The 14,682-nt window shown below is 47.2% G+C and carries 10 protein-coding genes, 1 tRNA gene and 2 rRNA genes; 6 read left to right on the top strand and 7 right to left on the bottom strand.

The features are described 5' to 3' along the window. The 5 genes from K5Q99_RS02670 to fusA form a co-directional block, all read left to right on the top strand. Positions 1-109, top strand: a 23S ribosomal RNA gene (locus tag K5Q99_RS02670); the annotation flags it as partial. A 137-nt stretch (positions 110-246) separates the two neighbouring features. After that, positions 247-362 (top strand): 5S ribosomal RNA (rrf, locus tag K5Q99_RS02665). Positions 363-398: 36 nt separating this feature from the next. Next, positions 399-475: transfer RNA gene (locus K5Q99_RS02660), tRNA-Asp, on the top strand. 434 nt (positions 476-909) lie between these two features. Further along, positions 910-2,358, top strand: coding sequence for a diguanylate cyclase (locus K5Q99_RS02655; protein ID WP_220775961.1), 1,449 nt, complete (start codon positions 910-912; stop codon positions 2,356-2,358). Between the two features lie 441 nt (positions 2,359-2,799). After that, entirely contained in the window at positions 2,800-4,893 is a 2,094-nt protein-coding gene (gene fusA / locus K5Q99_RS02650) for an elongation factor G (RefSeq protein ID WP_220775960.1), read from the top strand. Between the two features lie 196 nt (positions 4,894-5,089). On the opposite strand, the gene K5Q99_RS02645 is transcribed toward fusA, so the two are convergent. Further along, positions 5,090-5,977 (bottom strand): LysR family transcriptional regulator, encoded by an 888-nt coding sequence (locus K5Q99_RS02645; protein WP_220775959.1) that lies wholly within the window; start codon positions 5,975-5,977, stop codon positions 5,090-5,092. A 93-nt stretch (positions 5,978-6,070) separates the two neighbouring features. On the opposite strand from K5Q99_RS02645, the gene K5Q99_RS02640 reads away from it, so the two are divergent. Next, positions 6,071-6,223, top strand: coding sequence for a hypothetical protein (locus K5Q99_RS02640; RefSeq protein WP_006082989.1), 153 nt, complete (start codon positions 6,071-6,073; stop codon positions 6,221-6,223). Between the two features lie 266 nt (positions 6,224-6,489). On the opposite strand, the gene napB is transcribed toward K5Q99_RS02640, so the two are convergent. The 6 genes from napB to K5Q99_RS02610 all read right to left on the bottom strand — a co-directional run bounded on the left by napB (position 6,490) and on the right by K5Q99_RS02610 (position 14,678). Then, complete coding sequence (gene napB / locus K5Q99_RS02635) at positions 6,490-6,921, bottom strand: nitrate reductase cytochrome c-type subunit NapB (protein ID WP_220775958.1); 432 nt, start codon at positions 6,919-6,921, stop codon at positions 6,490-6,492. Continuing rightward, positions 6,918-9,413, bottom strand: a complete 2,496-nt coding sequence (gene napA, locus K5Q99_RS02630) for a nitrate reductase catalytic subunit NapA (RefSeq protein ID WP_220775957.1) — start codon at positions 9,411-9,413, stop codon at positions 6,918-6,920. The genes napB and napA overlap by 4 nt, the downstream gene beginning before the upstream one ends. After that, positions 9,410-9,679, bottom strand: a complete 270-nt coding sequence (locus K5Q99_RS02625; protein ID WP_220775956.1) for a chaperone NapD — start codon at positions 9,677-9,679, stop codon at positions 9,410-9,412. Before K5Q99_RS02625 ends, napA begins: the two co-directional genes overlap by 4 nt. Positions 9,680-10,118: 439 nt before the next feature. Next, a complete protein-coding gene (locus K5Q99_RS02620; RefSeq protein WP_220775955.1) occupies positions 10,119-11,342 on the bottom strand; it encodes a lipocalin-like domain-containing protein in 1,224 nt (407 codons plus the stop codon). Continuing rightward, entirely contained in the window at positions 11,342-13,996 is a 2,655-nt protein-coding gene (locus K5Q99_RS02615; RefSeq protein ID WP_220775954.1) for an ABC transporter permease, read from the bottom strand. The genes K5Q99_RS02620 and K5Q99_RS02615 overlap by 1 nt, the downstream gene beginning before the upstream one ends. Beyond that, positions 13,986-14,678 (bottom strand): ABC transporter ATP-binding protein, encoded by a 693-nt coding sequence (locus K5Q99_RS02610; RefSeq protein ID WP_220775953.1) that lies wholly within the window; start codon positions 14,676-14,678, stop codon positions 13,986-13,988. Before K5Q99_RS02610 ends, K5Q99_RS02615 begins: the two co-directional genes overlap by 11 nt. Positions 14,679-14,682 lie beyond the last annotated feature (4 nt).

The following is a 14,682-nucleotide window of genomic DNA, read 5'->3' as shown; positions in this document are numbered from 1 at the left end:
TTTAATTCCTCTAAAGAGCCGTTCGAGACTAGGACGTTGATAGGCATGGTGTGTAAGCGTTGTGAGGCGTTGAGCTAACATGTACTAATGACTCGAGAGGCTTAACCATACAACCCAGATGGGTTTTACAAAGCAGCCTTAGACAGAATATCGACACTTGATAAAGTTAAAGACTCAACAGAAAATCAGCTTTCCGAATTATTATTAACGTGAGCCAGAAATGGACACGGTAATAAACAGAATTTGCTTGGTGACAATAGCCTTGTGGAACCACCTGATCCCATCCCGAACTCAGAAGTGAAACGCAAACGCGCCGATGGTAGTGTGGGGTCTCCCCATGTGAGAGTAGGTCATCGCCAAGCGCCTAATTTAGCTTAATGTGCAAACGTTAAGTTAAAGGAGCGGTAGTTCAGTTGGTTAGAATACCGGCCTGTCACGCCGGGGGTCGCGGGTTCGAGTCCCGTCCGCTCCGCCAACATAAAGACGAAAGCCTCTACAGCAATGTAGAGGCTTTTTTCGTATTGGCATGTTAGAAAATATTACTTTTGCCAAAATAATTACGGGTCTGCTTTATCTTTATAGACAGATAAGTCGTCGATATCATTACCAATTAATCGTGGCCTGTTAGGCTCGCTAAATCTGAAAGCTCTAATCTGAGTATCAGAAATAAGTGATACTTTGCCTCAATCATTATTTACTTCAATGTTAGCCATCCTCACTCAAGAGGCTTTTATACCAGTCTACACATCCATTATTGTGTCGCGTAGGCACATATTCTGGCGTTTTGAGCCGACTATAGATAAGTAACTGCTTCGCACTCATCGTGATGGGAATTGGTATTATGCGGTTTTCACGTATACACTTTTTTACATTCCCCATCGAGCATCTGCTTTTAGGTTGAAATTATCAATGGAATTGCGTGGCTTATTGAGGTTATTGCCGCTATTGATGTGTATGCCATTACTGGCTTATGCCGGCCGTTTAGCTATGGCGAATGTTAAGCCTGCTGGCCAAGACGTTAGTGTTACTCAGACAGTAAGATGTTGCGTCGACCCTGACTGGTTGCCTTATGAAGGAATCCGAGAGGGTAAGCATCTGGGTATTTCGTCAGACTATATTGATTATATTGAATCGCATTCCTCGCTCAAGTTTCAGCTGGTGCCGACTTCCTCTTGGACCGAGACCTTATCTTTTTTGCAAAGCGGACAGTGTGATTTAACTCCTATGCTGAATAAAACCCTGATACGAGAGACGTATCTGCACTTTAGTGATGTCTATTTCCGCTCTCCTAATGTATTGGTGTCACTTAAAGATCAGCCTTTCTTGCAAGGATTTGAGAATATTGGTGCACGTACTTTGGCCGTACCTAAAGGCTATCGTTTGGCCGAATATATTCAGCATTATTATCCTCAGATAGAGACGCTTACCGTTGCCAGTGAACCCGCAGGATTGCAATCTGTGCTAGATAAACGTGCCGATCTGTTTGTGGGATCGATGTTTTCGGTTAACTCTTATATCCAACAAACGGGATTTAATCATTTGAAAATAGCCGGTTGGGGTGGTCCAGAAGATGAGCTGCGGATGGGCGTCGCTTATGGTCAAGAGTCCTTGTTACCTATGGTAAATAAGGCCTTAAATGCTGTGAGTGAGCAAGAGCGGATCACGATTTACCAGAAGTGGAATAATGTGACTGTGATAGATGAGACTAATTATTCACTTGTTTACCAAGTGATCTGCGCGACATTTTTGTTACTGCTCATATTAGGGGCCAGAACTTACTTTATTAGTCAATATAACCGTAGACTCACCGATAAAAATCAGCAGCTCGAAACCTTGCGGCAGCAGCTTGAGACTTCTAATGCGGAACTTGAATTTTTATCTACCCACGATCCCCTGACCAAGTTGTATAACCGACATTACTTTAATCGCCTTTTTATTAATAATGAGCAACATGATAAATCTGCTAAGGCAGGCATGTGCCTGGTGATGATTGATATCGATTACTTTAAAGAGATTAACGACACGCTGGGGCATAACGTCGGCGATCGGATCCTTGAACAAGTGTCACAGGTGCTACAGCATTGTGTGCGTGAATCTGATGTGGTTGCCCGTTGGGGGGGCGAAGAGTTTGTGATCCTCTGTCAGCAGTCATCTTTACCCTTAGTTGAAAGCTTGTGTGTGCGGATAGCTGAGAGGATCAAACATTATCAATTTACTGACAATGTGCAGTTAACTTGCAGTTTTGGCGTCGCTAAGCTTGCCGATAACGAACCTATGATGTTGTGCTTTGAACGTGCCGACCGCGCGCTTTATCGTGCTAAAGCGCAAGGGCGTAATCAAATGTGCACCGACAGGTAAGCATTAGCGCAAGTATGATTTACTGTTATTTAAGTAAATGGTTGCTACTGAGATGAGTTTACTAAGCCATCTTTATTTTTGAGGAAGGATTAGCATTATTGCACCAGCCGTAATGCTCATGGGTTAATGTTAGTGGTTTGTACCTAACAATATGATAGAAATTCATTAGAAATGACCTTATCCCATTAGAATGTAGTTTTTTTAACGTTTTTTATTGATTGAGTGAAAGATAAGCTAAAGAGTTTTACTCAGTTGTTTTAGTTCGTGTTTATGGCCATTTTATTAAATTATTACGCGACTTTATCGTGAAAAAGTAGTCTAGCCATTTGCGCCGAGAAGGGTTCCAATTTACAATATGCGCCTAAAATAATCTGATGTGCGGTGTGTCGGTATTTGTCGCATACTCCGTCTACTTCTTAAACTACTCATTAAAGTTGAATCATGGCCGAATTATCCAAATACAGAAACATTGGTATCTTCGCTCACGTTGACGCGGGTAAAACCACGACCACCGAGCGTATCCTTAAGTTAACAGGAAGAATCCATAAAGCGGGTGAGACTCACGATGGTGAATCTACCACTGACTTCATGGTACAGGAAGCTGAGCGCGGTATTACTATTCAGTCTGCTGCTGTAAGTTGCTTCTGGAAAGATCACCGTTTCAACGTTATCGACACCCCAGGGCACGTTGACTTCACCGTTGAAGTTTATCGTTCTCTGAAAGTGCTTGATGGCGGTATCGGTGTATTCTGTGGTTCAGGCGGTGTTGAGCCTCAATCAGAAACTAACTGGCGCTATGCGAACGAATCTGAAGTTGCGCGTATCATCTTCGTAAACAAGTTAGACCGTATGGGTGCTGACTTCTTACGTGTTGTTAAGCAAACTAAAGATGTATTAGCTGCAACTCCACTGGTTATGGTTCTGCCAATCGGTGTTGAAGATGAATTCACGGGCGTTGTTGACCTGTTAACTCGTAAAGCATACGTGTGGGATGAGACTGGTTTACCAGAAAACTTCAATATCCAAGATGTACCAGCTGATATGGTCGACTTAGTTGAAGAATACCGTGAAATGCTGATCGAAACTGCCGTTGAGCAAGACGATGCAGTGATGGAAGCGTACATGGAAGGCGAAGAGCCATCTATGGAAGACATCAAGCGTTGTATCCGCAAAGGTACTCGTACTATGGCTTTCTTCCCAACATACTGCGGTTCTGCGTTCAAGAACAAAGGTATGCAACTGGTTCTTGATGCTGTTGTTGATTATTTACCAGCACCAGACGAAGTTGATCCACAGCCACTGACAGACGAAGAAGGCAACGAAACTGGCGAATTCGCTATCGTTTCAGCTGATGAGCCATTAAAAGCCTTAGCGTTCAAAATCATGGATGACCGTTTCGGTGCCCTGACTTTCGTACGTATCTACTCTGGCCGTCTGAAGAAGGGTGATACCATCCTGAACAGCGCGACTGGCAAAACTGAACGTATCGGCCGTATGTGTGAAATGCTAGCAGATGACCGTATCGAAATTGAATCAGCTCAAGCTGGCGACATTATCGCTATCGTGGGTATGAAGAACGTTCAAACGGGTCACACTCTGTGTGATGTTAAGCACCCAGTGACCTTAGAAGCTATGGTGTTCCCAGAGCCAGTTATCTCTATCGCAGTAGCGCCAAAAGATAAAGGCGGCAGCGAGAAAATGGGTATCGCTATCGGTAAGATGATCGCTGAAGATCCATCATTCCGCGTAGAAACTGACGAAGATTCAGGTGAAACCATCCTTAAAGGTATGGGCGAACTTCACTTAGATATCAAAGTAGACATTCTGAAGCGTACTTATGGCGTTGAATTGATCGTAGGTGAGCCACAAGTTGCTTACCGTGAAACCATTACTCAAATGGTTGAAGATCAATACACTCACAAGAAACAATCTGGTGGTTCTGGTCAATTCGGTAAGATCGAATATATCATCCGCCCAGGTGAGCCAAACACTGGTTTCGTATTTAAATCTTCAGTTGTTGGTGGTAGCGTTCCGAAGGAATTCTGGCCAGCAGTTGAGAAAGGTTTCGCGAGCATGATGAACACAGGTACTATCGCTGGCTTCCCAGTGTTAGACGTTGAGTTCGAATTAACTGACGGTGCATTCCACGCAGTTGACTCATCAGCAATCGCGTTCGAAATCGCTGCTAAAGGCGCTTTCCGTCAATCTATCGCTAAAGCTAAACCACAACTTCTTGAGCCAATCATGAAAGTTGACGTGTTCAGCCCAGATGACAACGTGGGTGACGTGATCGGTGACTTAAACCGTCGTCGCGGCATGATCAAAGACCAAGTTGCTGGTGTAACAGGTGTTCGCGTTAAAGCTGACGTACCGTTATCAGAAATGTTTGGCTATATCGGTACTTTACGTACAATGACTTCTGGTCGTGGTCAGTTCTCTATGGAGTTCTCTCACTACAGCCAATGTCCAGCTAGCGTAGCTGAGAAAGTTGTTGCTCAAGTTAAAGAACGTAAAGCTGCTGAAGCTAAGAAGTAATTCTTAACTTATCTTGGCTAATATTTAGTTAGCTAATAAAAACCGCTGTCGGCCCCTAGGCTCACAGCGGTTTTTTTATGGGTGAGTTCCAACGGTCATCACCTGCTTCGGTTGACGAAGCTTCGTATCTCTTTGTTTAAAGTCCGTATCCTTTTGTTTTACAGAATGTCATTTCTCGCTTTATCTTCTCAGTATTTCAGCGCTCAGTTTTTTGTTTACTCAATTCAAGCAAGGCCTTGGCCGCCGGTGTTAAAGGTAAACTTTGACGCCAAATAAGCGCCAGATCCCATGTCATTGCGGGCTGCATAGGTTTAAAGATCAGTTTGCTGGTGCTTAGTCTATTGCAGATAGGCTCAGGTAAAATGGCGACACCCATATCGGCCTCAACCATGGCGGCGAGAAAATCCCATTGGCCGCTGCGAAAGGCAATATTGAGCTGAACACCTGCTTTTCGACTGAGGCGATTAATCAGTTTAGCGAGGGAGAAGTCTTCGTTATAGAGGATAAAAGGGTAGGGTTGGAAGTCCTGCCAGTTTAAGTGGTCTTTCTCGGCTAAGGGATGCCCCTCTGGCAGGCATGCGAGTAAAGGGTACTTAGTCAGGGGGTGATTGACTAGTTCGGTCTCATGGGTCGTGGGGAGCGCAGTAAAGGCGATATCGAGACTGTTATTGAGTAGGGCTTGCTCGCAGCCAAATCCGCCGTACTCATACATGTGTAGCTCAACTCCTGGGTAGCGCTTACGATAGCTAGTGAGCAAACCTATAATTAGGCTACTCATCATGGGACACACCCCTAGCCGTAATCGCCCCGACTTGAGACCGCTGAGGTTACTCATGTCCTCCTGCAATCTATGCCATTGACCGAGGATTTCCCGCGCACTGTGCTCAAATAGCTGCCCAGCTTGAGTGAGCTCAACCTTTTGGTTATTTCGGATCAGCAAGGTTTCCCCTAGGCTTTCTTCGAGTCTTTGGATGATTTTGCTCAGTGTCGGCTGAGTGATAAAACATTTCTGTGCGGCGCGGGTAAAGTTTTCGGTTTCCACTAGGGTCAGAAAACATTGTAAGGTCTTGATTGGGATGTTCATGCTTAAATGGAATCCATATTATGGAATTTATTCATTTTACTAATGATGGCTTAAATATTACTTTGACCTTGTTAACAAAACAGGGGAATACCGATGAAATCAAGTTCAAGTCTGTGGGTAGGGGCTTTGTGGCAGGCGGCTATGCCTGTGGCAAAAGAGGTGCAAAACGCTAAAGCGGCGCAAGTCACTAAAACGGCTCCAGCGGGTGATTTGCATAAAGCAAAACAACAAGTAAACCCAGCCTAGGCTGGGTTTTTACTTTTCTGCGTTTTAGGTTCTGCTCTTATCTTTATTTCCCTGTATTCTCACTTTGCCTTTTTAACTTCTGCTCAATCCTTCCTCGGTGAAAGAACTGTTCAGCAACGGACGGTGAGCCAGCGATAGACGTTTAGTCTTATATTTACTTGAATGCTCATTACTGACTCTAAGCCTATTCATTAGGATAGGATGCTTAAATAGTAAAAAAGCCACCCTATAAACTCGGGTGGCTTTGCTCTGCAGGGGATGGAGATTTACTTGCCGGAGAATTGATTCTCAACGAGTGGTTGCTTGTTTTCGGCTTGAGCGACATGGCATTGAGTACAGAAATAGTTATGTCCGTTCACTGTGCCTTTATCATCAATCACATGGGACTTAGCGACAGGCGTGGCTTTCATGCGTTTTGCCTTGTCCCAACTATGGCAGCTTAAACAGCCATTTTTATCTAAGGTGATCTTGTAATCGTCCTTATGTGGGATGAGCGGTGGTTGCTCGCTAAAACTGCGCTCAATGGCGGTGCCGCGACTGGGATAAATCGCCATGGCATCGGCTGGGCGAATGTCGGTGATCGCCATGTTTCCTGCGAGGGATTGAATGTTAACCGGCGCTGCATTAGTGTCGGCTTGCTGACCGGAACAGCCCGCTATGCCGATAAGTAATGCAGTTAAGGTGAGTATTTTTTTCATTGGTTATTCTCCGCCTTGGTGACTTTGACTGGGCACTTTTTAAAGTCAGTTTCTTTTGATAGGGGATCGGTCGCATCCAAAATCAGTTTATTGACTAACTGGCGCGCATCGAAGAAGGGCATAAATACCACGCCGCGTGGCGGTTTGTTACGGCCTTTAGTTTCAACTCGGGTTTTCACTTCACCGCGCGGTGAGGCCACTATGACTTCGTCACCACGTTGTACGCCGCGGGCTTTGGCATCCTCTGGATGCATGAAAATCTGCGCGTCGGGGTAGGCACGGTAAAGCTCTGGTACGCGTGCGGTCATCGAGCCTGTGTGCCAATGTTCCAGCACGCGGCCAGTCGACATCCACAGATCGTATTCTGCATTCGGCTCTTCGGCGGCGGGCTCGTAAGGTAGGGCGAAGATCACCGCTTTACCATCTGGCTTACCATAGAATTTAAAGCCTTCACCCGCTTTGACATAAGGGTCGCTCCCCTCAACGAAACGGCGAAGGGTTTCTTTGCCATTAACGACTGGCCAGCGTAGGCCGCGGGTTTCGTGGTAACGGTCAAAGTCGGCTAGATCATGGCCATGGCCACGACCGAAAGTGGCGTATTCTTCAAAAATGCCTTTTTGTATATAGAAACCAAAGTGTTCGCTCTCATCGTTGAGCGCTGCTTTGCAATCGGAAGTTGGGAATTTGTCGATCACACCGTTAGCGAATAGTACTTCATACAAGGTTTTATCCGCATATTCTGGTTGCTTAGCGATTAACTCAACTGGCCAGACTTCAGACACTTTAAAGCGTTTTGAAAACTCGACGAGTTGCCACAGATCTGAGGTTGCGCCTTCTGGGGCTTTTACTTGCTGATGCCACATATGAGTACGGCGCTCGGCGTTGCCGTAAGCGCCTTCTTTCTCGACCCACATTGCCGTTGGCAAAATTAAATCTGCCGCCATAGCTGTGATGGTTGGATAGGGATCTGAAACCACGATAAAGTTTTCTGGATTACGGAAACCTGGATAGATTTCATCGTTGATGTTGGGGCCTGCCTGCATATTATTGGTACACATAGTCCAGTAGCAGTTGAGCTTGCCATCTTTGAGCATCCGGCTCTGGAGTACGGCATGGTAGCCAGGTTTGGCGGGAATCGTCCCAGCAGGTACTTGCCATAGTTTTTCGGTAATGGCGCGGTGCTTGTCGTTAGTGACTTCCATATCGGCGGGTAAACGATGGGCAAAGGTGCCGACTTCACGTGCAGTACCGCAAGCCGAAGGTTGACCGGTTAACGAGAATGGACTGTTACCCGGTGTGGCAATTTTGCCCGTGAGCAAATGGATGTTGTAAAGCATGTTGTTCGCCCACACGCCGCGAACGTGTTGGTTAATGCCCATAGTCCACAGACTCATGACTTTAACCTTAGGATCGGCATAGGCTTTGGCTAAGGTTTCTAATTTTTCGGGTTCAATACCACTCATCTTGGCGGCATATTCCAGCGTATAAGTGCTGACAAACTTGGCATACTCGTCAAAGCTAATCGGTGTCGATTTACCATTGCCTGGATTTTTAGCCTTTTTCTCTAATGGATGATCTGGACGCAGGCCATAGCCGATATCATCTACCCCAAGGGCAAACTTAGTGTGTTTGCTAACAAAGTCGGTATTAACGGCTTTATTTTGAATAATGTAATTGGCGATATAGTTGAGGATCACTAAGTCCGATTGTGGGCGGAACACCATAGGGTTATCGGCTAAATCGAAGCTGCGGTTCTCAAAGGTCGACAGCACATGTACGCGGCAGTCTTTGTGGCTTAAGCGGCGGTCGGATAATCGTGCCCACAGAATTGGGTGCATCTCGGCCATGTTGGCGCCCCAGAGCACAAAGTGATCGGCGGCTTCTAAATCGTCATAACAACCCATGGGTTCATCGATACCGAAGGTACGCATAAAGCCACCCACGGCCGATGCCATACAGTGGCGCGCGTTAGGGTCGATATTGTTGGTGAGGAAACCGGCTTTATGCAATTTAGAGGCGGCATAACCTTCCCAAATAGTCCATTGGCCTGAGCCGAACATACCCACTGACGTCGGGCCTTTAGTGGCGAGGCTGTGTTTCCACTTAGCGGCCATTGTATCGAAGGCCATATCCCAACTGACTGGGGTAAACTCACCTTCTTTATGGTATTTGCCGTCTTTCATCCGCAGCAATGGCGTAGTTAATCTGTCTTTGCCGTACATGATTTTCGATAAAAAATAGCCCTTGATACAGTTAAGGCCACGGTTGACTGGACTCTCAGGATCGCCCTTAGTGGCGACTACTTTGCCCGCTTGGGTGCCCACTAATACGCTACAACCCACACCGCAGAAGCGGCATGGGGCTTTATCCCATTTGATATTGTCTGGCTGCTCGGCGGCTTCAACCATTTTAATGGGAAGCGTGACGCCAACGGCTGTTGCGGCGGCAACCGCAGCGTTGGCCTTGAGAAACTCGCGGCGGCTTATGCTCATAATTTTTCCTCATTTTCTTGTTCTAAAGGTGCGACTTGGTGGTAAATCAAACTGGCGGATAACACGCCGGACAGGGCATTGATGGCTTCAATATTGTCAAGAATCGCTCTTTGGCTACTCCCTTCGAGGGTGACAACCAATTTCCCTTCTGGCGTAACCGCATGAATATCAGCGCCCATTAATGCGCAAATATTGGCTTCAACCTGTTTTAAGGCTTTAGGAGCGGCATGCACCACAAGGCTAGTGACGTGGTATTCCTGACTCATTGGGGTGACCTGTAGTGGCGTAAACTCGGTTACTTGATTTGGAAAAGCAGAGCAAACGAGTGCTGATACAGGCGAGTCTAGACCTGATAAAAAATGTGGGTATACCTCTCAAGAGGTATTGAAAGCGATAGTCGATCCGGATCAAAGTTTTGCGAGTGATCTAACTCTCAGTTTGATATTTAAGCGGTTAGCACTGTCGTCACTAGGGCATAGTGATGAGTACATTTATGGAGAATACTATTGTGCATATCTGGAACCCGTGAACATTAACGGAAGCCACAAGTGTGTAGATAGGAATCCTATACTTTTTTACCAATTACAGGTGTTTATAAAATTTCTGAGTAAGAGCAATCGCTGACGTGCATGCTTGCAAAATCCTGCGATAGAACATATTTAGGAATAATTAGTTATATTCACATTGTTTAGTATATATAAGACGTTAATAGCCCGTCAGTTCCATATAACCTGTACCAGTATGGCTGCCAGAGAGCTGCACAGGGCCTTCCCAGTAGGGCGTTGATAATGGCATAGCGCTATTAGGATTGAGCGGGGTGATAGTGAGATCGATATTCTCGCTGGGGATCTTAACTTGCCAGCTGACGGGATAGTCGCCATTGACTGTGTGTTGCCATTTAAGAGGCGTCATCTGAATGTCATTGGGATTGTCAGTGGAATTGATGTTGCGCCCAGTGCCATCGGCAAACATTCTTCTGGCGCTATAAAATGCCGAAATAGGCGCATTCTTTGCGGACTCAGCTGGAGACTGATCCCGTAGCTGAAACAACATCAGCGTCGAGCCATCGTTTAGCCTGAGCGCGAACCAATCCCAGCCCTGTTGCGTTTTAGTGAGAAATTGTGAGCTCCACTCCCTGTCGAGCCAGCCTTGGCCTGTGACTCGCTCCACTTTGCCATTGCGGTTGATTTCACCTGATATTTCGATAAAGGGTTGGCTGTAATAGTAAGAGGCCACTTGGCCATCGCGACTTTTAAGGCTATAGCCGTTAGTGCCTTGGAATTGCAGTGGTGCTTGGCTATTCAGCTGAAGTCGGTAGCTAAAATCAGGATTCTCCACCGTTAATGTGGCGGGAAAGAGTGCATTGGTTTCGCTCTGCCAGCGCCAGTTATCGAGGCGGATTTGATAGGGATCTAATTTCACCTCGGCAAATTCGCTATGGCGGCGCGACCACTTTTCGTGAGCCAGATGGGTTTGACTCGAGGTTAATGCGCTGTGGGCCAAGTAAAGCTGCTGAGTCGCCCAAGTTGATTCACTTTTGGGTGTTGCATCAGTTGCTTGCGGAGTTGCTGTTTGTGGATCTGTTGTGTGTGGAAAGGTTGCTTGCAAATCTGTGGGGTTAAGGGCAACTCTAAACTGCGTCCACTGAGCGCCGAGTTGCTCACCTGTTTCTGTGGTTAAATTGGCGGTCAGATACCACCATTCTTGGCGAAAGTGATTGTGCGCTAAGTGATCCCGCGGAAACTTAAATTTATAGCCGGGAACAACAGGGGCAAAGGCCAAATCATCTTGATTAGTTGAGGTTTTCCCCACCACATTGGCCATAGATTTGGACTGAGTATTTGGGGGCGATGGTGTTTTATCACAGCCGCCGAGAAGCATTAAGCCCACCACTGCCCACATAATACTGTTCAGATTGAATGTCTTCATCACAGTGTCTCCTGTTGCAGACTGGCGACCAGAGGTTTACGGGTTTGCCAATATAGCGGTAAGAGTACGGCTAAGGTGCAGGTGGTTAAGGCAATCAGTATTGCTTTGCCATAGGCTTGCCAATCCCAAATCATTTTTATCGTCCAGCCAAAGGCTTGCAAGGTGATCTTGTTGATGAGTAGGTAACCTAACAGCGCGCCCGTTGGCATAGCAAGTAGACAAGTAATCAGCACCACAATCAGCATCTGCATAAATACCATAGCGCGCAGCGCATTACGACTCACACCTAAGGAGTACAGCCGTGCCAGTGGCGCCTGCCTTGCCTGAGTTAACATTAAGCAGGCACTAAAAAGGCCAATTGCGGCGACAATCAGCGTTAAACTATTCAGCACTAAGGTAATCGAAAAAGTCCGCTTAAACATGGCGATAGCTTGGGTTTTAATCTTAGTTTGGCTGTAGATTTCAGCTTGGGATAAACCTAACTCAGTCGCCAGCTGGGCTTGTAGTTGATCGAGCTGTGCTTCGCTTATCCTACTGCCTTGCTCATTGCCATGAAAACTCGCTGCCAAACTTACTGGTAGTAAAGGTAACTGTGCCTTTTGCCAAAGTGGCTGGCTGATAATCACCTCGTTGCGGGTATTGCCGTGGTCATAATAAATGCCGCCGATAATGGCTTGGCTGTTACCGGTTTGTTTAAGTGCATCCAATGACACGCTATCGCCAAGCTGCAATTGATATTTAATGGCTAAGGGCTCGCTCACTAAGATCACGGGAGCATTAAAGTAGGATTGCCACAGAGTCGGTAGGCTTTCTTTTAGTGCACTAGTGTGCCGAGTCGAAAATTCATCGCGGCTGAGTAGGCTCACCGGAATCGTCTGCTCGCTCGGATTATCCGTCGAAACTGGCAGTGAAAGCTGGGCTTCAATCTGCCACTGCTGATAAAGACCGCTGACTCTAGGATCGTGCATCAATTGGGTTTGAATCGTGTCGATACGCTGGCTTGGTGGGCGGATATAGAGATCGGCATGCAAGCGAGTTTCAAGCCAAGTTCGCAGGGTTTGCTCGAAGCTTCCCACTAGGGTGTTCATTGACACATTGGCACTGAGCGCCAGTAAGATCGCCATCATTGCAAGGGAAAGCGGTGCGATAAGCTCGCGGGTTTCGGCGAGCAGATATTGCCATAATCCGGGACGTGCCAAGGGCATTAACGCACTGACGCCCCAATGCAATAATTGCGGCAACAATAAGGGAATAGCGATAGCGACGATGCCGAGCAACACTAAGCTGATGTTATAGCTTTGACTGAAAGGAAATAGCAGCGCCGCTACGGTCAGTAAGCCGCAGGCTAAGGCAAATTGAATGCTATGGGTTTTGCGGTGCGCCTGCATTTGCTGATAACGATTCGCCCCTTGTGCCAGTGCTTGGCGGGTAAGATCTAAATACAAGGGCAAGCAAGCCCCGAGTGCGGCAATTAAGGTGAGGGCAATTGCTTCAAAAAGCCAAGTCCATTGCCAAATTCCAGGGAGTAAATGGGCGCCATACATTTGCTCTAGGGTCATGGCGACCATAGGTTGCAGCCAGTGGCTGAGTTGTAAACCACTGATAAAGCCCAAACTTGAGCCTATGACCACCAACAAAATTAATTCGAACATTAGCGCCGTCATCAAGGCGCGGCGCTCGATTCCCTGTTGTAATAACTGCACTAATAGTTTTTGCCGTTTCATTAGGCTGTAGCGCACACCATTGTAGGCGATAAAGAGGCCGACAACGAAGGCTAACATGCTCATGGCATTGAGATTAAGATGAAAACTGCGGGTCAGCGCTATCAGCGCTTGGCCTTGATCTTGCTGGCTAAAACTGGCCTTTTGCGGCGTGATGCCTAAAGCGTCGAGTTGGGATTTTAGTTGAGGTAAGTTTTCTCGCTCGCTGAACATGGCGATATAGCTTAATCGGCCTTGCATGTTCAGTAATTGCTGGGCGAGGGAAATATCGGCCAAGATGGCGCTGCCGAGGCCAAAATTATCATCAATTGCAATGACATCTAAGGTGCTATTTTCTAAAACAAGTTTACCCTCTGGCGCTACTTTGTCGGCTAGGCTGCGGCTCATTATCACTGTGGGGGCGCCGTTGAGCAGATCGGCAAGCGGCAAGTCATTCATCTGCGGCGAGGTGGTTGAGTGCGTTTCAGTCGAGGCGTAACTTCTCGATTTTTGTAGCGTTAATGCGGCAATCAGATCGCTGCCTTCCAGTTGCCAAAACTGACCATTCTTACCGGAGATTTTGCCATTAACCACGGCGAGACTCTGACTTAATCCGGCCCGTCTTAAGTCGAAATAGACGGACTCATCTAAGGTGTTTTGCGCTAGGGGCGGCGTGAGTAGTACATCGGCGCGTTGACTCAAAAGCTCAGTCGCATCGCTATAGCTGCGCACGGCATTATCGTTGGTCGCTTTAACCCCAATAAGTAGCGTCACGGCCAAGGCGATACCGAGCAGAATGGCTCCTGCTTGTATGGGCGCATGGCGATAATGGGCGATAAACACCTTTAGGCTGAGCCACGTCAGCCTCAGCCAAGTTTGCTTAAGTTCAGTTTGCTTAAGTTCTATCTGCTTAAGCTCTGTGGGAGTCGCCTTAGTGAGCGGTTTATTGTTCATAGATAGCGACTGCACCTTGGGATAAGTGCCAACGTTTTTGCATAAAGGCGGCGCACTCTTCGCTGTGGGTCACCATTAAGATACTGGTTTGGCTTTCTCGCGCCAGTTCACACAGTAATGCCATGACTTGCTTACCCGATACATCATCTAAGTTACCTGTGGGTTCGTCGGCTAGCAGCAAGGTCGGTTTATGGGCTAAGGCGCGGGCGATGGCGACCCGCTGTTGTTGACCGCCGGACAGGGCTTCAACTGGGCGATGAAGTAATGGTAAGAGCCCGAGTTTTTCAACCAGATAGTCACACCAAGGCGACCATGGCTGCGCGGTTAAACTTAAGGAGAAGGCGATATTGTCTTTCACGTTTAGGGGCGTGAGTAAGTTAAATTGCTGAAACACAACGCCCAAGGAATCGCGCCTGAAACGGCTCCACTCTTTATCTTGCCAAGTGGAGGTGGACGCTTGTTCTAGCAATATTTCGCCCGAGTCTGGTGTTTCAAAACCGGCGATCAGGTTGAGTAAGGTGCTCTTACCGCTGCCGCTGGGGCCTGTGAGTGCGACGGTTTCACCCCTGTGGATCTGTAGATTGACCGCTTGCAGCACTTGATGATATTGCTCGCCATCGCGAAAGCCCTTGCTGACTTGGTTAAGCTTGGCGACCGGATTTGGTTTAGCGACGTCGGCCATTGAG

It is taken from the genome of Shewanella hafniensis (genome assembly GCF_019655335.1).
GTDB classification, from domain to species: domain Bacteria; phylum Pseudomonadota; class Gammaproteobacteria; order Enterobacterales; family Shewanellaceae; genus Shewanella; species Shewanella hafniensis.
This window is presented reverse-complemented; position numbering and strand designations above follow the sequence as displayed.